This is a genomic window from Telluria sp. AC161 (assembly GCF_979258535.1).
Map to the genome: position 1 here is coordinate 3,149,438 of NZ_OZ409861.1, position 16,745 is coordinate 3,166,182.

14 protein-coding genes are annotated in these 16,745 nt (G+C 64.5%); 9 read left to right on the top strand and 5 right to left on the bottom strand.

What is annotated here, in order from left to right:
• Nucleotides 1–2: 2 nt before the first annotated feature.
• Together ACZ0AJ_RS14105 and imuA are read right to left on the bottom strand one after the other, a co-directional pair.
• Nucleotides 3–1,556: a Y-family DNA polymerase gene (locus tag ACZ0AJ_RS14105; RefSeq protein ID WP_499455141.1), complete on the bottom strand. Its 1,554-nt coding sequence runs from the start codon at nucleotides 1,554–1,556 to the stop codon at nucleotides 3–5.
• A complete protein-coding gene (imuA, locus tag ACZ0AJ_RS14110; RefSeq protein WP_183555614.1) occupies nucleotides 1,486–2,193 on the bottom strand; it encodes a translesion DNA synthesis-associated protein ImuA in 708 nt (235 codons plus the stop codon). Before imuA ends, ACZ0AJ_RS14105 begins: the two co-directional genes overlap by 71 nt.
• A 213-nt stretch (nucleotides 2,194–2,406) precedes the next feature.
• On the opposite strand from imuA, the gene hepT reads away from it, so the two are divergent.
• The 4 genes from hepT (at nucleotide 2,407) to ACZ0AJ_RS14130 (ending at nucleotide 8,288) form a co-directional block, all read left to right on the top strand.
• Entirely contained in the window at nucleotides 2,407–2,850 is a 444-nt protein-coding gene (gene hepT / locus ACZ0AJ_RS14115) for a type VII toxin-antitoxin system HepT family RNase toxin (protein ID WP_499455143.1), read from the top strand.
• A 121-nt stretch (nucleotides 2,851–2,971) separates the two neighbouring features.
• Nucleotides 2,972–3,562, top strand: a complete 591-nt coding sequence (locus ACZ0AJ_RS14120) for a DUF2760 domain-containing protein (RefSeq protein ID WP_499455145.1) — start codon at nucleotides 2,972–2,974, stop codon at nucleotides 3,560–3,562.
• On the top strand, nucleotides 3,559–5,460 hold the full coding sequence (locus tag ACZ0AJ_RS14125; RefSeq protein WP_499455147.1) for an Hsp70 family protein: 1,902 nt from the start codon (nucleotides 3,559–3,561) through the stop codon (nucleotides 5,458–5,460). Before ACZ0AJ_RS14120 ends, ACZ0AJ_RS14125 begins: the two co-directional genes overlap by 4 nt.
• Complete coding sequence (locus ACZ0AJ_RS14130) at nucleotides 5,457–8,288, top strand: Hsp70 family protein (protein ID WP_499455148.1); 2,832 nt, start codon at nucleotides 5,457–5,459, stop codon at nucleotides 8,286–8,288. Before ACZ0AJ_RS14125 ends, ACZ0AJ_RS14130 begins: the two co-directional genes overlap by 4 nt.
• An 18-nt stretch (nucleotides 8,289–8,306) precedes the next feature.
• On the opposite strand, the gene ACZ0AJ_RS14135 is transcribed toward ACZ0AJ_RS14130, so the two are convergent.
• Entirely contained in the window at nucleotides 8,307–8,978 is a 672-nt protein-coding gene (locus tag ACZ0AJ_RS14135) for a class I SAM-dependent methyltransferase (RefSeq protein ID WP_499455149.1), read from the bottom strand.
• A 122-nt stretch (nucleotides 8,979–9,100) separates the two neighbouring features.
• Here ACZ0AJ_RS14135 and ACZ0AJ_RS14140 point away from each other — a divergent pair, with 122 nt between their 5' ends.
• The 3 genes from ACZ0AJ_RS14140 to ACZ0AJ_RS14150 all read left to right on the top strand — a co-directional run bounded on the left by ACZ0AJ_RS14140 (nucleotide 9,101) and on the right by ACZ0AJ_RS14150 (nucleotide 11,939).
• Nucleotides 9,101–9,757 carry a DUF4230 domain-containing protein gene (locus ACZ0AJ_RS14140; protein WP_183555622.1) on the top strand — a complete coding sequence of 219 codons (657 nt, stop codon included), beginning with the start codon at nucleotides 9,101–9,103 and terminating at the stop codon, nucleotides 9,755–9,757.
• A gap of 129 nt (nucleotides 9,758–9,886) precedes the next feature.
• The gene (locus ACZ0AJ_RS14145; RefSeq protein ID WP_258835240.1) at nucleotides 9,887–10,864 is read left to right on the top strand and encodes a Bug family tripartite tricarboxylate transporter substrate binding protein; all 978 of its coding nucleotides are present in this window, start codon (nucleotides 9,887–9,889) and stop codon (nucleotides 10,862–10,864) included.
• 280 nt (nucleotides 10,865–11,144) lie between these two features.
• Nucleotides 11,145–11,939: a DUF8692 domain-containing protein gene (locus ACZ0AJ_RS14150; RefSeq protein WP_499455151.1), complete on the top strand. Its 795-nt coding sequence runs from the start codon at nucleotides 11,145–11,147 to the stop codon at nucleotides 11,937–11,939.
• A gap of 37 nt (nucleotides 11,940–11,976) precedes the next feature.
• Here the strand turns inward: ACZ0AJ_RS14150 and ACZ0AJ_RS14155 are convergent, their stop codons facing one another.
• The gene (locus ACZ0AJ_RS14155; RefSeq protein WP_499455152.1) at nucleotides 11,977–12,450 is read right to left on the bottom strand and encodes a transposase; all 474 of its coding nucleotides are present in this window, start codon (nucleotides 12,448–12,450) and stop codon (nucleotides 11,977–11,979) included.
• Between the two features lie 220 nt (nucleotides 12,451–12,670).
• Between ACZ0AJ_RS14155 and ACZ0AJ_RS14160 the strand changes: the two genes are divergently transcribed.
• Nucleotides 12,671–13,711, top strand: a complete 1,041-nt coding sequence (locus ACZ0AJ_RS14160; RefSeq protein ID WP_499455154.1) for an SDR family oxidoreductase — start codon at nucleotides 12,671–12,673, stop codon at nucleotides 13,709–13,711.
• Nucleotides 13,712–13,990: 279 nt separating this feature from the next.
• Here ACZ0AJ_RS14160 and ACZ0AJ_RS14165 read toward each other — a convergent pair whose 3' ends face one another.
• Nucleotides 13,991–15,832, bottom strand: a complete 1,842-nt coding sequence (locus ACZ0AJ_RS14165) for a DEAD/DEAH box helicase (protein WP_499455155.1) — start codon at nucleotides 15,830–15,832, stop codon at nucleotides 13,991–13,993.
• A gap of 230 nt (nucleotides 15,833–16,062) precedes the next feature.
• Between ACZ0AJ_RS14165 and ACZ0AJ_RS14170 the strand changes: the two genes are divergently transcribed.
• The gene (locus tag ACZ0AJ_RS14170; RefSeq protein WP_499455156.1) at nucleotides 16,063–16,725 is read left to right on the top strand and encodes a PRC-barrel domain-containing protein; all 663 of its coding nucleotides are present in this window, start codon (nucleotides 16,063–16,065) and stop codon (nucleotides 16,723–16,725) included.
• Nucleotides 16,726–16,745 lie beyond the last annotated feature (20 nt).

Consider the following 16,745-nt stretch of genomic DNA (forward strand, 5'->3'; position numbering starts at 1 on the left):
CTTTACCCGAACAAGCCATGCAGGAACCAGCGCGGCGCAGCATCCTCGCCCGAGCCGTTGATGCGTTCGCGGTAGATCCAGTACAGCGCGTGGTCCTTGCCTTCGGCGATGAAATAATCGCGCGTTTGCGTCTGGCTCCACCACCCTGCTTCGATGCGCTCGGGATTGGATGCCACCCGCAACGGCGAGCCATAGAACGGCCGGTGGTCGCGCATCAGCAGCGCGAGCGGCTTGGCCAGCAGCCAGCTTGGCCGGGGCAGGCTTTGCACGTCGGGCGGCATCTGCGCGGCGCGCGCCGACGCGCTGACTTTTTCGTGCACCGGCACCCAGGCGTTGGCGATCTCGGGCCGGTAATCGGCATGCGGCAGCGCCTGCAGCACATTGTCGGTGCCCAGGCGCGCGACCAAGAGTTCGATCATGCGCATGCGGTCTTCTTCGCTGCCACCGGGATCGGGAAACAGCGAGTCGGTCGGCGGCGCCATTGCCTGCAATTGCTGGGCTTCGAGCCGGATGCCGATCACGGGCGCGACGAGTTCGAGCTTGGCCAGGCGCTCGCGCAGCAGCCGCATCAGGTGTTCGTCGCGCCACGTGGGTTCGGCCAGCGCCACTTCGACCGCCGTGGGCGGACAGGCCACCCTGCCCCGCTCGTGCTCGAGCAGCAGCAGGATGCGTTCGACCGCCAACTGGCGCGCGCACAGCCAGCCCGTCATTTGCAGCACCAGGTGGTGGGCGCCAGCCAGCAGCAGGTCGGCGTGTTCGAGCCGGTCGAACAGTTCGAGCCGGGCCTGGAAGCGTTCGGGCGGCTCGATCCATTGCAACAATTCGGGACTGTGGCCATACGCGGCGTCGAGCATGTCGAGCAGCGCGCGCCCGCAGCGCCGCTGCAGGCCGGGCCGGGGCAGGCGCTGCAATTCGTCCAGCCGGCGGCAGCCCAGGCCATCGAACCAGGCTGCGAACGGCCGCGCCGGTGGCAACAGGCTCACCGGCAGGCGGTTGAGCCGCCGCACGAGCGACTCCATCTTGACCGCGCGCCCGGCATTGCGGCGCGCCAGCAGCCAGGCGCCGCGCGCGGTGGGCGCGCAGGCAATGCACACCGTAAAGCCGAGCGTGCGCAGGTTGGCGCGCACCCGCTCGCACAACTGCCGGATGCCGCCAAACAGGCGCAGGCTGGCGCCGATGTCGAGCAGCAGCGTGGCTTCTTCGGCCAGTGCCACTTGCGGCGTGTACTGTAGCATCGCCATCGCCACTGCCTGCAAGGCCTCGGCTTCGCGCTCGTGGCTGCGCTGGACGATGCGCGCGTTGGGCATGAGCATCAGCACGCCGCCACGCCGCATGCCGGGCAGCACGCCTTCGATGTGCGCTGCCTTCGACAACGCCATGACCCGCTCCTGTTCCAGAACCACGATGCCGGGATCACCCGCAGCAGCAGCCACAGCAGCAGCGTCGGCAACATCGGCGCCATCGGCACCGCCGCCATTGCTACCGCTATTGCACCAGCGTGGGCTGAAGACTTCTAGCGGTAGCTGGGGCAAATACAGGCCGATCCAGAGGCGCATGGCGTTGCAGTAGTGAAGAACCAAGGGGCAGGAACAGCGGCGCGTCGCGCTGCGGTCCCCGGCGTTTGATGAAGTCGACCGTCATGCCGCCGGCGGCCGGGCGCAGCGCAAGGCGCAGCGGCGCGGGCGACGCATCTTGCGCGGCAGACAGGGGACGGAGCATGAAGAACAGGGTTTCGCCACCCTGCGCCGCCAGGTGCAGGCGGCGCAGGCTGTCGCTGCGCACGTGGTTGGCCCAGAACAGCAGCGCGCCGCAACTGCCGCTACGCAAGACCTGTTCGGCCGCCCACAGGGCATCGGCGCTGCGCGTCGAGCGCAGCCACAGCAATTGGGATGGATCGAGGCCCAGCGCGGCCAGCGCCAGCGCCTGGGGTGGATGGGGTGGCTGCAGCAGTACGATACGGCGCGATGCGCAGGCGGCCAGCGCCGGGCGCAGCAGCCGCATTTCGCCGATGCCGGGTTGTTGCAGCAACAGGTCGACCAGGGTGCCGCCGGGCCAGCCACCACCCGGCAACTGGCCCGACAAGGTGGCGTGGCCCGTGTCGATGCAGCGCGTGTCGGCATGCGCCAGCTGCGAGGCACGCCACAGCGATGGGTGCAATGCCTCTGGTGCAGCAAAGATGGAAGAAGGATTCATGATAGTGATAACAATGCAAGTACTGTATAAACGTACAGTACTCGGTGAAACAGGGCTTGGCAAGAGCTTTTCATTTTGTCTACATCAAGCTGCTCACCTGAATTTATGGAGATTAAATGCCGTCCAAAGCGCTCTACGCCCGTAGCAGCACCTTGTAGACCGGCTTTCTGACGCCATATATATTTTTCGTGCGCCCCGACCATGGAGTTGTCAATGAGCAACGCAATGAGCACCAGTACCGATCTTCTGCTGAAGAAAGCCGGCATCATCGAACGCTGCTGCAACCGCGCCCGCGAAGAATACGAGCGCGACCCCACGACGTTCACCGACGACATCACGCGCCAGGATGCGGCCACGCTCAATGTGATCCGCGCCTGGGAAGCGGCGATCGAGATGGGTGACTACGTGATCGGCTGCGCGCGCCTGGGGCCAGCGCAGGACGAGCGCGAGGTCATCACCCTGCTGGCCGGGCATGGCTGGATCGCCCCGGTCGTGGCCGAAAACCTCAAGCGCACCGGTGAATTCTGCCGCGCCGAATGGGATTACCAGGCCGCGCCCCTGCCCGCCCTCGTCACGATCATCAAGCGCGGCCTTGGCGATTTCACCGATTACGCCGCAGCGCTGACGAGCGGCGCGCGCGCTGTCGGCCAACCCTGACCATGTCTTGTCAGTGCGCCAACGGTGCGCCTGCTGGTATCATGCGCCTCTTTTGGGAGCGGCATTCCCTGGCGCCGGATGCGCCGGGTCGCCGCTTTCGCACTGACCAATCAAAACAACCATGACCCAACAGACCAATTTACCCGGCTTCTTCAGCCGCTTGTCGATCGCCTTCGGCGCCCTGTTCAAATCGCTCGGCGACGCCGAATTTGCCGCGCGCGTGCGCGATGACGGCGTCGGCCCGACCGCCGCTCCGGCACCAGTGCCAGCCCCGGCAGCGGCACCTGCACCTGTCGTGAAACCAGCGCCAGCGCCGACGCCCCTGCGCGCGCCGACGCCGGATTCGGCCCTGCAACTGCTGAGCCTCTTCCAGCGCGAAGCACGCCTGATCGACTTCGCCCACGAAAATCTCACCAGCTATTCGGATGCCGACATCGGCGCCGCTGCGCGCGTCGTGCACGAAGGCTGCGCGCGCGTGCTGCGCGAGCACTTCACGATCGAACCGGTGCGCAGCGAGGCTGAAGGCGCCCGCATCACGCTGAACGAAGGCTTCGATGCCGCCAGCGTGCGCCTGACCGGCAACGTGGTCGGCACGGCGCCGTTCAACGGCACCCTGAGCCACCGCGGCTGGCGTGCTGCCAGCGTCACGCTGCCGCAACTGGCCGAGCGCCACGATGCGCGCGTGCTGGCCCCGGCGGAGGTGGAACTGTGAACGACATCGTGAACGACCCATCGAGCGAATCGCTGAACCATGCGGCCGAGCCGCGCTACGCCATTGGCATCGACCTGGGCACGACCCACAGCGCCCTGTCGTATGTCGACCTGCAGGCCAGCGACGGCGAACAGGCCGTCGACGCCGTGCTGCCGATCCCGCAACTGACCGCGCCCGGCACGATCGAAGCGCTGCCGCTGCTGCCATCGTTCCTGTACCTGCCGCACCCGGACGAACTGCCGGCCGGCGAACGCGCGCTGCCATGGAGCGACACCGAAGCGACTACCATGTCGGCGATCGCCGGCGAAATGGCGCGCAACCGCGGCGCGACCACGCCGATCCGCCTGGTCTCGTCGGCCAAGAGCTGGCTGTGCCACCCGGGCGTGGACCGCCGCGCCGCCATCCTGCCAACAGACGCGCCGGACGAAGTCACCCGTGTATCGCCACTGGATGCATCGACCCACTACCTGCGCCACCTGCGCCAGGCCTGGAACGCTGCGCACCCCGAAGCGCCGTTCGACCAGCAATCGGTCACGGTCACCATCCCTGCCTCGTTCGATCCGGGCGCGCGCGAGCTGACGCTGGACGCCGCGCGCCTGGCCGGCTTCACGCCGACCCTGCTCGAAGAGCCGCAAGCAGCGCTGTACAGCTGGATCCAGGGCAGCGGCGGCCGCTGGCGCAAGCAGGTCGCACCGGGCGACATCATCCTGGTGGTCGACGTCGGCGGCGGCACCAGCGACTTTTCGCTGATCGCGATCCTCGAACGCGACGGCAAGCTCGAACCGCACCGCGTCGCCGTGGGCGACCACATCCTGCTGGGCGGCGACAATATGGACCTGGCGCTGGCCCACTTCGTGGCCCGCAAACTCTCGGCCAACGGCACGCAGCTCGACGCCTGGCAGATGCGTGCGCTGACCTACGGCTGCCGCAGCGCCAAGGAAGCGCTGCTGGCCGACGCCAACGCGACGACGCACCCGATCGTGGTGCCAAGCCGCGGCTCGAAACTCATCGGCGGCTCGATCCGCACCGAACTCACACGCGACGAAGTCACTGCCTTCATCACCGACGGCTTCTTCCCGCGCGTGGAAGCCTCGGCGCGGCCGACCGTGCGCGCCCGCGCCGGCCTGACCCAGCTTGGCCTGCCGTATGCGCAGGATGCCGCGATCACGCGCCACCTGGCCGCGTTCCTCGCGCGCCAGGCCGGCGCCACCGCCGAACTCGAAGGTTTCACTGGCCGCGTCACGGCCGACCACACGTTCCTGCATCCGAGCGCAGTGCTTTTCAATGGCGGCGTGTTCAAGTCGGGCATCCTGGCCCAGCGCGTGATGGACACCATCAACGACTGGCTGTACATGGAAGGCGCCGAACCGGCGCGCATGCTCGAAGGCGCCGATCTCGATCTGGCTGTCGCGCGTGGCGCGGGCTACTTCAGCTACGCGCGGCGTGGCGGTGGCGTGCGCATTCGCGGCGGCACGGCGCGCTCGTACTACGTTGGCGTGGAGTCGTCGATGCCGGCCATCCCAGGCATGGAGCCACCACTCGAAGCCCTGTGCGTGGCGCCATTCGGCATGGAAGAAGGCAGCGAACTCGAACTGCCTGGCCAGGAATTCGGCCTGGTGATCGGTGAGCCGGTCACGTTCCGCTTCTTCGGTTCCACCACGCGCCGCCAGGACCGCATCGGCGACGTGCTCGAATTCTGGGGCCCGGACGAGCTGCATGAAATGAACGAGATCCAGGCCACGCTGCCGGCCGATGGCCGCGCGGCAGGTGATGTCGTGCAGGTGAAACTGCATGCGCTGGCGACGGACGCTGGCACGCTCGAACTGCTGGCAGTGGCCCGTGACGGCCAGCGCTGGAAGATCGAGTTCGACGTGCGTACGGCGGCCGGGGTCCAGTGACCTGGCTCGTCGGCATCGATCTGGGCACCACGAACACGGTGCTGGCCTACGGCCGCAATGGCCCGGGCGGCATCGAGCTATTCCAGATCGATCAGTTGGTGGCGCCCGGCGAAGTGGCCGGCGCACCGCTGCTGCCGTCGATGCGTTACCACCCGGGGCCGGACGAACTGGCGCCGGGCGCCCTGCAACTGCCCTGGCAGCAGCCGGATGTTGCCGGCGTCGAGCACGTCGCGCTGGGACGCCTGGCGCGCGTGCTCGGTGCGGCCACGCCGGGCCGGCTTGTCTCGAGCGCCAAGAGCTGGCTGTCGCACGACGGCGTCGACCGCATGGCGCCGATCCTGCCGTGGGGTGTCGACAGCGACGTGCCCAAGGTCTCGCCGGTGGCTGCCAGCGCCAGCTATCTTGCGCACCTGCGCGCCGCATGGAATGCACGCTTTCCCAAACAACCCCTCGAACGCCAGCAGATCGTGCTCACGGTGCCGGCGTCGTTCGACGAAGGCGCCCGCGCGCTGACGCTCGAAGCGGCCAGGCTGGCCGGCCTGCCACAGGTCTCGCTGCTGGAAGAACCACAAGCCGCGCTGTACGACTGGCTGTACCGCCATCGCGCCAGCCTGGCCGACGATCTGGACGATGCGCGCCTGGTGCTGGTGGCCGACGTGGGCGGTGGCACCACTGACTTCAGCCTGGTCAAGGTCGATACCAGGGACGGTGAGCCGCACCTGACGCGCATCGGCGTGGGCAACCACCTGATCCTGGGTGGCGACAATATGGACCTGGCGCTGGCCCACCTGATCGAAGCGCGCATGGCCGGCCAATCTGGCGACGACAATGACAATGCGCGCACGCGCCTGTCGGCCGCGCGCCTGGCCCAGCTCACGGAACGCTGCCGCGCCGCCAAGGAACAACTCCTGGCCATTGATGCGCCCGAGTCGGTCACTGTTACGCTGCTCGGCACCGGCAGCCGCCTGATTGGCTCCGCTCGCAAGGCAGACCTGCTGCGCAGCGACATCGAGCGCATCGTGCTCGACGGCTTTTTACCACTCAACGCCGCGCAGGACGAACCGACGCGCGCGCGTGCCGGCATCGTCGAATTCGGTCTGCCGTATGCAAGCGACCCGGCCATCACGCGGCATCTGGCGAGCTTCTTGCGCCAGCATGCAGCGGCGTCGCGCGAGGCGCTCGGCCTGAATGGCGGCGCGATCCCGATTCCGGATACGGTGCTGCTCAACGGCGGCGTGTTCAGGGGCGCCGCGCTGGCCAGGCGCCTGGTCGACACGTTGAGCGGCTGGCGCAATGCGCCATTACGCGTGCTGCACAACGAAAATCCCGATATCGCCGTCGCCCGTGGCGGTGTCGCCTACGCGCTGGCGCGCCAGGGCCTGGCGCCGGCGATCGACAGCGGCGCGGCCCGCAACTATTACCTGCTCCTGGACGGTGAAGCGCGCGCTGGCCTGCTGCGCGCCGTCTGCCTGCTGCCACGCGGCACGCCGGCTGCCACGGACGTCACGCTGGCAAACCGCAGCTTCGCGCTGCGCGTCGGCCGGCCGGTGCGCTTTCACCTGGTCTCGACGATTGCCGATGCCGGCGCGGCGCCACAGGCCGGTGACCTGGTCGATCTCGACCTGGCCGACGTGGTGCGCCTGCCGCCGATTGCGACGGTGCTGCGCGCCTCAAGGTCCAGCACCACGGCCGAGATTCCCGTGCACCTGGTAACGACGCTGAGCGAAACCGGTTCGCTCGAAGTGCATTGCGTCGCCGAAGACGGCGGCGGGCGCTGGCAACTGGCGTTCCAGCTGCGTGGCAATAGCGATGATGACGGCGATATCGACGCGCCGGACGAGGCCCTGCCCGCGAACCTGGACGCGGCAATCGACAAGATCGAACGCGTGTTCGGCGCCCGCTCGAAACAGGTCGAGCCGAAGGAAGTCAAGCAACTGCGCGCTGGCCTGGAACACCTGCTCGGCCCACGCGAAAGCTGGACCACGCCGCTGCTGCGTCGCCTGTTCGACGCCCTGATGGCGCGCGCGAAAGGCCGGCGCCGCTCGGTCGAGCACGAGCGCGCCTGGCTGAACCTGGCCGGCTACAGCCTGCGCCCCGGCTTCGGCCACCCGCTCGACGAGTGGCGCATGGAAGGGCTGTGGGCTTTGTTCGAAGCGGGCGTGCAGCACCACAAGGACAGCCAGGTGCGCGCCGAATGGTGGACGCTGTGGCGTCGCGTGGCCGGCGGCCTGTCGCTCGATGCGCAACTGCGCGTGCTGGACGATTTCGCCTTCAACCTGCAGGCCGATGCCGCCGAGCGTGGCCGGCGGCCCGTCACCCTCGTCGACGGCAGCGAAGAAGACCTGCTGCGCGTGGGCGCGTCGCTCGAACGCATCCCGTCGGCCTACAAGGCCGAGATCGGGGAATGGCTGTTCAAGCAGATCGCCGATATCCCCGCCAGCGGCAAGCTCGATGCCCGCGCCAGCGCGCGCTACGGGCGCTATCTGTGGGCACTGGGCCGCGTGGGTGCGCGCCAGTCGTTCCAGTCGAGCGCGCACGAAGTGGCGCCGCCCGACGTGGCCGAGGGCTGGCTGCGCCAGCTCCTGCTGCTCGACTGGCGCAAAGTGGAGCCGGCCGGCTTTGCCGCCGCCCACATCGCGCGCATGACGGGCGACCGCTCGCGCGACATCGATGACGCAGTGCGCGGCGACGTGCTGCGCCGCCTGGCGGCCAGCGGCGCGCCAGCGGCATGGACGGCGATGGTGCGCGAGGTCGTGGAACTGGATCAGGCCAGCGAAGCGCGCATGCTGGGCGATGCGCTGCCGCCGGGGCTCAAGCTGCTGCGCTAAGCGCGGTCGACCGACGCATCACGCTTCCAGCTGCCCGATCAGGATCAGTGAGACCGGCTTGCCGGTACGCGGATGCAGCGGCTCGCGCATGGCGGTAACCCGCAGCCCATTTGCTGCGAACAGCGCGACCCAGCTCGCGATTGTGCGGAAGTACCACGGCGGCGCATCGGCGAAGTCGCTGGAAAAGCCCGCCCAGCTGCCGGCGCGCCAGCCGTCGACATACGGCGCATCGCCGCACGCCATGAGCGGATGCACCGTCTGCACGACCAGCGAGCCGCCCTCGCGCAGATAGGTCGGCGCCGCGCGCAGCAGGCCATCGACCGCCTCGTTGCCGATCAACGAGAAATTGCAGACCGCGACATCGACTGCCAGCGCCAGCCGGCCCTGCGCGATCTGCTCGAACGACAGCACGCAAAAGTCGCCGCCGCCAGCGGCATTGGCTTTCTCGACCAGCGCGGCAATCGCATCGACACCGACCATTGCCACGCCGGGCAAAGCGCGTACCAGCCAGCCTTCGCCGCAACCGAGATCGATGCCGGTGGCTGGCTCAAGGCTGCGCACTGCATCGACGATGGCGGCATTGGTAACCAGCGTGCGGGTTTCAATTTCACCGCCGCGCACGGCGGTGGTCCAGGGGTCGACGTTGCGCGACCACGCGTCGAGAACAGCAGCATCGGTAAGACCTGGCATGGGCTCCTCCTGTCATGACACCATTATGCCGCAGGCAGTCATGGCACACGGTGAACGACAGCCATCCACAGGATCGGATAGACTGGCCGCCGACTCCGCCAACGCACCCGCCCCTGCCGCCCATGAAACCATCGCAACACCTGCCCATCCTGCTCGTCGCCGTCCTCGCTGCCGCCATTACCTTCGCGCTCATCAAGCGCCCGGCCGACGAAGCGCCCGCACCGCCGCCGCTGGTGTCGCTCGAGAAGATGGGGCATCTGGTGTCGCTCAAGATGAATTATTCGGACGTGATCGAATTCACGCAGCCGAATGCCGTGGACATCCCGTGGTCGCAATGGGAAGTCCGGCTTGGCAGCACCCGCGTGCTGCTGGTGGCGCGCGGCGATTGCACGCTGGCCACCGACCTGCGCCAGGCCCGCTACGAAGACATCGACAACACGGCGCGCACGCTGACGGTCGTGCTGCCGGCGCCCTCGCCGCTGCAGGCGCGCATCAACCACGAACCGCGCGACAAGGGCGGCTCGTACTTCTATGCGATCACCGACCAGGGCTTGCAGGCGTTCATTCCGTCGGCGCAAACGCGCACCACGGCCATGAACAACGTGCTGGCCACGGCGCAGAAAGCGGTGCAGGCCGCGTGCAGTCAGCCAACAATACTGAATACCGCGAGGGACAACGCGGCCACCGTGATGCAGGCCACGCTGCTGGCCACCGGCTGGACGCCGACCGTCGTGTGGGAAGCAAGCACCGGTCAGGCAAAGCCCGTCACGACGCCATAATCTGTTGTAAAAAATTCCCACTTAGAAACAAAAGATTACACCTGCGATGACGCAACCGGCCTGACCCTTCGTGTAAAATCGCCTCAGCAGGTTATCGGAACAAATCAACTATATAGAGGTGACAACACCATGCGCGTCTTCCCATCCAGCGGAAAAACCCTTGTCTTTGCTCTCGCGGCAACCGTTCTTTCCACCAGCGTCTTCGCCCAAACCTGGCCAAGCGACACCGTGACCGTCGTCGTGCCATGGCCGGCAGGCGGGCCGTCGGACATCGCGGCGCGCCCGCTGGCCAAAGGCTTGACGACCGCACTGGGCAAGTCGTTCGTCATCGATAACCGCGGCGGCGGCGGCGGCAATATCGGTTCGGCAGCGGTCACCCGCGCCAAGGCCGATGGCCAGACCATGCTGATCACCTCGAGCGCACCGATCGTGATCAACCCGAGCCTGTACAAGAAAATGGCGTTCAACCCGGCGACCGACCTGATCCCGGTCACCAACCTGCTGCGCGCGCCGCTGGTCCTGGTTGCCCACCCATCGGTCCCGGCCAAGAACGTCAAGGAACTGTTGGCCCTGATCAAGTCGAAGAACGGCCAGTTCTCGTACGCGTCGGCCGGTAACGGTACCCCGCAACACCTGACCGGTGAAATCTTCCGCGGCGTGACCAAGCTCGACATGGTCCACGTGCCATACAAGGGTTCGGCGCCGGCGATTTCCGACCTGCTGGGCGGCCACATCCCGATCATGTTCGACAGCACCATCGCGATCATGCCGCACATCAAGAGCGGCAAGGTCAAGCCAATCGCCATTTCGGGCAACAAGCGTTCGCCGCTGCTGCCGGATGTACCAACCTTCGCCGAAGCCGGCCTGCCAATCGAATCGTATGCGTGGTACGGCATGTTCGTGCCAGCCAAGACGCCAAAGGCCGTGGTCGACAAGATCAATGCCGAAACGCAGAAGGTCATGAAGTCGCCTGACTTCCAGCGCGTGCTGGCCGACACCGGCACCGAGTACGTGGGCGACACGCCGGAGAACTTCGCCAAGTTTGTCCAGGCTGAGACCACCAAATGGTCGAAAGTCGTGAAAGACAGCGGCGCAACCGTCGACTGATTGTCAGCGTTTGGTAGTGCCCTTAAAACGGGTGACGCGGCTTTGCCGGGTCACCCGTTTTTTTGTGTCAGCATTTTGCTTGCCGCAGCAATCACCGTGCCCTGGCGACTCGGTCCGGAAGTTGGCCCACATGATGTCTTTACATACCAAAAATCTAACGTTTACGATGTCTAATTATTAAGGTAACCTCCGCCTTATCGCTGTCATCATCTTGTCACAACACTGTGCGGTTCCTGTTATTCGACAGAAATTCCTTTGGCGATCATTTTGGAGAAACAACATGCCCGCCTATCGCCTTTCAGGAAGCCCCCGCTCGATTGCCTACGTCCTGGCCATGATCATCGTCTGTCTGCTGTGCGCGCATGCAACAGGCCTCATCATGCGTCTGGGGTTGGGTCACACTTCCGTCTACGGGCTAGTCCCTCTATTCGACGTCAATGTCGAAGGCAATATTCCGACGTTTTTCTCGGTTTGCCTTGGACTGTGCAACGCCACCCTGTTTGCCTTGATTGCGCTGGACGCAAAAAACCGCGGTGACCGGAACGCCGTCTACTGGACCGTTCTGGCGGTCGGTTTCCTGTTCCTGTCTTACGACGAATGCTTCCAGGTGCATGAAAAAATGACCGGGCCGATGCGTGCGATGCTGGGAGGTTCCGATCCGGCAAATGGCGCACAACTCGGACTGATGTATTACAGCTGGGTCGTGCCGGGCTTGATTGGCGCGCTCACGGTCTCCCTGTTTTTCCTCAAATTCATGCTGCGATTGCCTGTTGCTACCCGCCATCGAATGATCCTGGCGGCAAGCCTGTTTCTCGGTGGTTGCCTCGGTATGGAACTGATCAATGGCAGTGTTATGGAAAGCCAGGGCGACAGTCTGCTCTACAACGTGCTTGTCATGATCGAGGAAGGACTCGAAATGACCGGTATGGCAACCCTGATTTATGCCATGACCAGCCATATCGCTGCGAGTTGCGACAGACTTGAAGTCAATCTGCATGCCGGTCACATGGCAACGGTGCGGCAAGCGACTCCGGCGCAGTGCACTGGCGCCGCTGCCCGAACAACGTCTTCATGACGCATGCACCGGGATTCCCGGGCTGCCGTGGCGAACTTCATTGCTTCATAGTGGCATTTTTTAGTGTGCGGCGAACTTTGTCGGTGGGCCACAACCGTTCTTTATCAGTCTCATCCAGAAAACGATGCCGCCAGCGCAGCGCGGTATTGCTGTGCACGCCCACCTGCGCCGCCGCCGCCCGAACCGATCTGGCCTCGCGCAGCATGACGATGTAATCGAGCCACTTCTCGCGCAGCCTGAGCCGCGCCAGCGGCGTGCCGGTCAGGTCGTTGAATGTACGCAGGCACTGGCGGCAGCGAAAGCGCTGGCGGTTATTGGCCTGGCCATGCCGGTTCAGTTGTCGGCAAGCGCAATGCGGGCAGCAGCGCTCCGTCGACCTGCTGTCTGCAATGAGGGCCGCGAGCCGGTCAAGGCTCCCCTGCGGCTGCGGGACCGTCATTGCCCTGACCGGCCGGGGATAGTTGAACAACACACGCTGCGGAGCTGATTTAATCAACCTGAAGGATGTCACGGTGCCCTCCTTTGTCAAAGTTGGAGTTCGACACCTGCCTGGCGCTCCGGTTCAATCTTCCTCATCGCGATGAACATCAGCCCTCTCCAGGCACCATCAACTTGACTCACAAGACATTGCTCCACCGCTACCGAACACCATGGCTTTTCGATAACGACTAACATCTTTATCAACGTCGTGACCGCTATCGGAACCCTGCCACTACATCCAAGGAGCAAGCATGCATTCGGAAGACAAGAAGGTCGAGAACCAGACCACGCAAGACATGGCGCCATCGCGCCGCCGGTTCGTCGGCACCGTGGCCGCCGGCGTCGCCGCCTCGGCCGCCGCCGTGCCAGCCCTGGCCCAGCAAGCCGCGAGCGGCAACCAGCCGGCCGCCGGCGCCGCGCGCGAAGCGGCCAAGCGCTATCCGCGCCCACCGTTCCCGAATCAGGATCAGCCATGGCCGGCCCTGGCCAGCAAGATGACACCGCGCCCTGACCATGGCGAAACCACCTATCGTGGCAGTGGCCGTCTGGCCGGCCGCAAGGCGCTGATCACGGGCGGCGACTCGGGCATCGGCCGCGCTGCGGCGATCGCGTATGCGCGTGAAGGCGCGGACGTGGCGATCGGCTACCTGCCGGCCGAAGAGCCGGATGCACGTGAAGTAATGCAATTGATCCGCGACGCCGGCCGCAAGGCCGTGGCTGTGCCGGGCGATATCCGCGACGAGGCGTTCTGCAAGAAGATGGTGGAAACTGCCGTGCGTGAACTCGGTGGCCTGGACATCCTGGTCAACAATGCCGCGCGCCAGCAGAACCACGATTCGATCCTCGACATCACCAGCGAACAGTTCGACTGGACGATCAAGACCAATGTGTATGCGGTGTTCTGGATCACCAAGGCGGCGATTCCGCACATGAAGCCTGGCAGCGTGATCATCAACACGTCGTCGCAGACGGCCTACGATCCGCCGGAGAAACTGCTCGACTATGCGTCGACCAAGGCGTTCGAGGTGGCGTTCACCAAGTCGCTGGCCAAGCAGATGGCCTCAAAAGGGATTCGGGTCAATGCGGTGGCACCGGGCCCGGTATGGACGCCGCTGCAACTGGCGGGCGGCAATTCACCGGAGGGTCGTGCAAAGTTCGGGGAAGACACGCCGATGAAGCGTCCAGGCCAGCCAGCAGAACTGGCGGCGACCTACGTCACGCTGGCGTCGGATGAATCGAGCTACACCACCGGCCATGTGTATGGCGTGGCGGGTGGTGGCGGGCAGCCGTAAGCGCCCACTAGTATGTCCGCCCGGTCTTGCCGGGTGGACTAGTCAACCTGCGCGCTCAGCGGCGACGCAGCAGGCGCACCAGCAGCGCCGCGAACGGGCGGGTCGGGATCCGGCGGCCCAGCGGTCCGGCGTTGTTGCAGCGTGAGGTGACGGTCATGATTGTTCTCCAAAGTACTGCTTTGCAGATTAACCATTGCCATTCAGCTCTTCTGTACGCTGGTTCGCATAGTCTTACCTGCTGGCATCAGGTCACTCCATAGCCGTGCGATTACGCAACACTCACATTGTTTCCAGCACCGTCATTGCGCGTTTGAGCTTGTCGGTATGGGGTGTGATGCCATCGCAGGTCATTACCAACTCATGCGTGGCGCGGGTCATGGCCACATACAGCAGGCGCGCTTCGTCTTCGACGATGTCTTCTTCCTTAAACTCGGCGCCAAGGCCGGGAATGCCCACCAGTGAAAACTCCAGCCCCTTGCTGCTGTGCATGGTGATCACTTTGACGCTGTCGTGTACCGGCGAAAATGCCGCGCCTTTTACCTGCGGCCACTGAAACGGAATGTCGCGGCGCTTCAGCACCTCGGCCAGCACTTTACCGACGCCATAACGCCGATAGATCAGCGCCATCTCGCCCCATGACGTGCCAGTCTTGCTGGCCGCAACGAGTTTATCGGCCAGAAATTCGGCTTCTTTCTGCAGACTTGGCAGTTGCACCAGAATCGGTTTCGGGCCATGCCGGCCCGTGCTCATCGGTTGGACCGTGGGCGCTTCGTCGTCCTCGGTATTGTGTGCGGTGAGCAGCTCGGCGGCAAAGGCGCGCGCCACCGCCAGGATTTCGGCCGTGTTCCGATAATTGAGTTTCAGGATGGTGGTGCGCCCCGCTGCCTGCACGCCGACACTCGAGAACGAGAATTTCAGCTTCTTTGCCGTGTGATAAATCGACTGTGCATCGTCGTACAAGACCAGCAGCGACTTGGTTTCAGGATTGACCATCTGAACGATCAGCTTGAACCAGGCCGGTTTGAAGTCATGTCCCTCGTCGATCAGTACGGCGTCGTACTGCCCCCGGGGAATCAGATCGCTGTCCACGCCCCGAATCACGCTATCGATGCACGCCTCGAAATAAGCATCCAGATCGGCTGATTTGGCGGGCTTGTCGACGTGATAGGTGTCAAGCTGGCGCATGCACCACGCGTGGAAATTGATGGCCACGATTTTATCGCCCAACCCCTTTTGCTCGATCATGGCGGCCAGCTTGGCGGCCAGCGTCTTGTTGTAGCAAAGGATCGCAATCGGTCGCTGGCTGAGCTTTGCGAGGTGCTCGGCGCGATAACCCAGAATCAGCGTTTTGCCCGAACCCGCCACGCCGTGAATCACACGATGCCCCTCACCCAGGCTGCGCGCCAGCTGCTCTTGCTGCAGGTCCATGACACGGATGAGGTCCGGGATTTCCGTACTGATCTGGCCATGTTCTTCGCAAGGATCTGCCTGAACGCCAATACGCACTTCAGGAAACATATGCCAGCGCACACGGTCAATCTGCGGCAACGACAGCTTCATCTTGAACTTGATGGGGAACATCCCCCATAACCGCGCCTGAAACGCTTCGTCATCCACACTCTCCGTCATCTCGTCCTGGCAAATAACGAGGTGCGCCGGAAGAACCTCGCCCAACGCGCCATCGTCAAATTGCTTGCGCGTGATATTGCTCAGAACAACGCCACAACCATAGGGAAAGAAGAACTTTCCTTTCAAACTGCCCGATGGCCAGATCAGCATCGGATCGCCCTCGAGCTTGTTGGTGACCGCATACAGATACTGGCGCGCCTGCTCCAGCGGATTCAAGACCTGCTTGGTACCGGCATCGGTAACGATCACAGCGTGCTGCTTGTCGATACTGACCAGGGTGCCGAGGCGCCAGTCCTTTACTTCCAGCACCAGCAAGCCGCGTGCAGGATGAAACACGATGAAGTCAGGATGCTGGTTGCGCGCGCCGATGCTCACGTCATACCAGCATAGGTAGTCATCTTCGAGTTTGTCTTCGAGGCGCACAGCGAAGCGCCGTTCACCAGAGGTCATGCGCGCCGTGCTGGCACTGAGTGATGGGATGAGAATTGCCATTAACGTATTCCTGTCGATCCATCAATGTAGCCGATCAGTCCAGGGCAAACCGGTAAAAATAGTATTTCCGCAACGCATTAGTATTGTTTGTTGCATTTTGCCGTCGCCAGAGAGTGCACCTGGCGCGCGCGCCCCAATTCAATAGCGTCCTACCATGGGATGACAGGGCGACGGCTGGTCCAGATCGGGTTGGCCGCGGGCACTGTTCACAACGTTACATGGAGGAACATATGGGCTACGCAGATCGCGACAAATATGGCATGTACAAGGACAGCTCCATCGCAGGTCCGGGACCATCGCTGATGGGGGCTGACACCTTGATTGGCGAAAATGTTGTCAATGCCAACGAAGAAGACCTTGGTGAGATCAAGGAAATCATGCTCGACATGCAGACCGGTCAGGTTGCTTACGCCGTGCTGGCTTTCGGCGGCTTTTTGGGCATGGGCGAGAAACTGTTCGCCGTGCCATGGCAGGCACTGCACCTCGACACGGTCAACAAGCGCTTCGTGCTGGGCGTCGAAAAAGACCGCCTCAAATCCGCGCCCGGTTTCGACAAGGATGCCTGGCCCGACATGGCTGACTCGATCTGGGCCGGCGACGTCCACGATTTCTACGGCACCGACCCGCAGCGTTCGGGCGCACCGACCATGGGTCCGGGTGTGCCAACGGCTGGCATGGGCGGCGCGGCCACCGGTAGCAGCACCTACGCCGGCGGCGCAATGGGCTCGAGCATGGGCGCAGGCTCGGCGGGTTCGGCCAGCGTGGCCGGATCGGGCAGCAGCATGAGCGACTCGTCGCTCAATCAGGGCTCGGGCGCGAGTCTGGATCCACGCGCCGGCAACCTGGGCGACGACGATGATCTGAGCCGGATCCGGGGCAGCAATATCGGCTGATTAAACGGCGATTTTCCAAT

Bases quoted from the DNA above. Each gene is read 5' to 3' on its own strand.
- ACZ0AJ_RS14170 (WP_499455156.1), top strand. From the start codon at position 16,063: ATGGGCTACGCAGATCGCGACAAATATGGCATGTACAAGGACAGCTCC.
- imuA (WP_183555614.1), bottom strand. From the start codon at position 2,193: ATGAATCCTTCTTCCATCTTTGCTGCACCAGAGGCATTGCACCCATCG.
- ACZ0AJ_RS14140 (WP_183555622.1), top strand. From the start codon at position 9,101: ATGAAACCATCGCAACACCTGCCCATCCTGCTCGTCGCCGTCCTCGCT.
- ACZ0AJ_RS14165 (WP_499455155.1), bottom strand. From the start codon at position 15,832: ATGGCAATTCTCATCCCATCACTCAGTGCCAGCACGGCGCGCATGACC.
- ACZ0AJ_RS14105 (WP_499455141.1), bottom strand. From the start codon at position 1,556: ATGCGCCTCTGGATCGGCCTGTATTTGCCCCAGCTACCGCTAGAAGTC.
- ACZ0AJ_RS14160 (WP_499455154.1), top strand. From the start codon at position 12,671: ATGCATTCGGAAGACAAGAAGGTCGAGAACCAGACCACGCAAGACATG.
- ACZ0AJ_RS14135 (WP_499455149.1), bottom strand. From the start codon at position 8,978: ATGCCAGGTCTTACCGATGCTGCTGTTCTCGACGCGTGGTCGCGCAAC.
- ACZ0AJ_RS14145 (WP_258835240.1), top strand. From the start codon at position 9,887: ATGCGCGTCTTCCCATCCAGCGGAAAAACCCTTGTCTTTGCTCTCGCG.
- ACZ0AJ_RS14120 (WP_499455145.1), top strand. From the start codon at position 2,972: ATGACCCAACAGACCAATTTACCCGGCTTCTTCAGCCGCTTGTCGATC.
- hepT (WP_499455143.1), top strand. From the start codon at position 2,407: ATGAGCAACGCAATGAGCACCAGTACCGATCTTCTGCTGAAGAAAGCC.
- ACZ0AJ_RS14150 (WP_499455151.1), top strand. From the start codon at position 11,145: ATGCCCGCCTATCGCCTTTCAGGAAGCCCCCGCTCGATTGCCTACGTC.